The 2,276-nt window shown below is 65.3% G+C and carries 2 protein-coding genes and 1 pseudogene; all 3 read right to left on the reverse strand.

The annotated features are described in order from the left end of the window. Window positions 1-885: carboxylate-amine ligase (locus tag VJS90_RS02190; RefSeq protein WP_324118649.1), on the reverse strand; the 885-nt coding region annotated here is incomplete at its 3' end. Between the two features lie 13 nt (window positions 886-898). Next, a complete protein-coding gene (locus tag VJS90_RS02195; protein WP_324118651.1) occupies window positions 899-1,849 on the reverse strand; it encodes a class I SAM-dependent methyltransferase in 951 nt (316 codons plus the stop codon). Further along, window positions 1,849-2,276 (reverse strand): annotated as a pseudogene (locus tag VJS90_RS02200) (iron-containing redox enzyme family protein); the annotation flags it as partial. The pseudogene VJS90_RS02200 and the gene VJS90_RS02195, both read right to left, overlap by 1 nt.

Raw genomic sequence — 2,276 nt, forward strand, 5'->3', positions numbered from 1 at the left:
GTGCACGCCGATGTACTCGCCTTTGCGTCCATAACGCAGAGCCCGCCAGTAGTTTTCCTGGGTAATCCAGCGGATCTCGCGGCTGAGGTTCGGGACATCGTAGTGCGGCACGGCGCAATGCTCGACCAGATGGCGAAACAACGCGGCGATGCACAGCGTGTCTTCAAGGCGTGGACAGGCATCGGTCATGCGCAGCTCGACCGTCGGGAATCTATGGGAAGGCCGGATCGCCCACCACATCGCCCCATCGACGGCCAGCGCGCCGGTGCGCTGCAGCAAGGCGCGGTAGCGTTGATAGGCGCTCCAGTCCGCCAGCGGTTCAGGCAGTCCCATGTGCGGCCACTCGCCACACATTACCCTGCGATAGCTCATGTACCCAGTGACCTGGCCGCCCCACAGCGGCGAGGAAGTGCTGAGGATCAGCAGCAGCGGGGTCCAGTACAGCACCCGGTTGATCAGCTGTATCCGGTCACAGCCGTCCGGCAACCCGACGTGAACGTGCAGCCCGGACAGCAGGCTGCGCCGGGCCACATGCTGGTAGTCGTCGAAGACTTGCCGGTAGTGCGCCGAAGGCCGCGGCTGCTGGCGCGCCCACAAGGCCGAGGGATGGCTTGCGGCGCAGTAGAGTCCCACGTTCTCCTCGGCGAGCGCGGTGACCAGCCCTCGGCGGCTGCTGGTGAAAAACTCACGCGCCTGGTGCGTGTTGGCAAAGACTGGCGAGGCGATCTCGATCTGGCTGCGGAACATTTCCTCGGCCAGGTACTGGCCGATCACATCGCGGCACAGCTTTACGATCCTTGGCGAAGGCCGCGCGACAACCTGGCCGCTGGTGCGGTCGACAAGCAAGTACTCTTCTTCGATACCGAAGTCGCAGGGGCGGGCCATGGCAGGGGCCCGGTCAGGTGCTGCGGGTCACGGTCAGGGCCACCGCGGCAATGCGCTCGACCTCCCTGTAGCCGGGCTCCTCGAGCTGCTCGCCGAAGACGTCCGGATCCAGCTCCCGGTAGTGCCACTGCCACTGTGGGCCGCTCAGGCGCAAGCGGACGGCCTCAAGCAGAGCATCCTTGCCTTCGACGATGGCAACGCCCGTATAAAGCAGCAGGGAGCCGCCGGGGCTCAGTCGGGGCAATGCCTGTTCGACGATCCTCAGCGATAATTCAGCGCCCAGGGCGCCCCCGCCATGACGGTACAAGCGCTTGCTGGTGTCGAGCATATAGGGAGGGTTGGCCACGATGAGGTCGAAGGTGCCTGCCACGCCGTCGAGGATATCGCTCTGGGCGACGGTCACGTTGCCCAGGCCGGCCAGCGCGGCGTTCACAGCGGTATAGCGCAGCGCCAGCGGATTGATGTCCACCGCCGTGACCTGGGCGTGGCGCGCCGCCGAGGCGATCAGCAAGGCACCGGCACCGGCGCCGCAGCCAATGTCCACGGCATGCTCGACCGCCTTGAAATGATGCTGCAGGTGGTCCTGGATCACGTGGGCAAAGCGGTAGCTGTCCGGCCCGAAGAACACGGCGTCCTCTTGCTGCGTGGGATAGCCGGCATGCACCAGCAGCAGGTCATCCAGGTTCGACCAGCGTACCCGGCTACGCAGCAGGTCGCCTTCCCGGTCAAGTACCTGTGCCGCGGTCATCTGGGCGACCTCGTCAGCGGACAGCAGGCTGGCCGGAAACGGCCGGTTCCAGCCAAAGACATCGCGCAGGGTGCTGGCCTGTTTGCTGCCGCGGGCATTGTTACGGGCCTGGGTAAGGGGCGTCACGCAGGTGAACTGATAGCCATCGGCTTGCAGTCGGCGGCCAAGTTGCAGCAAGGCTTGGTCGGTTTGGATCTGTTCGTCGTTCAGGGTCATCAGCGAGGTCCTTCATGGGCCAGACCGGTTATCCGGGCGTAAGCCTGGGTCGCGAGCAGCCCCTCGGGCAAGGCATGGCGGTTCCCGGCCATCATTTCTATCAGGGTGTCCAGTTGCTGTGGCGCGCGTTGTCCCGGGGCCGTCGGAGGCTGGGTCTGCGCTTCCCATTTGCCAGGCGGCAGGCGCCTGCCAGGCGGTGCTCGCCAGTCTCCCGCGATCCAGTCGTACCACAACTGCATCTCGTAAGCGGTGAACACACCGAACATCGGCGCGGTGGGCCCTTCGATCATCCGCCAGAAGCGGCTCAGCGTCGGGTCCTGATCGCGGGTGATCCAGCCTTGGACGACCAGCGCGTCCAGAAATGCCGGCATGCTGCCAGGCTCGGCAAGCCACTGGTTGATGGTGCGCCCTTGTAGCTTGCAGTAGT

The organism is Pseudomonas sp. (genome assembly GCF_035277045.1).
In the GTDB taxonomy this organism is placed as follows: Bacteria; Pseudomonadota; Gammaproteobacteria; order Pseudomonadales; family Pseudomonadaceae; genus Aquipseudomonas.

Coding starts and splice junctions, on each gene's coding strand:
- VJS90_RS02195 (WP_324118651.1), bottom strand. CDS start 1,849: ATGACCCTGAACGACGAACAGATCCAAACCGACCAAGCCTTGCTGCAA.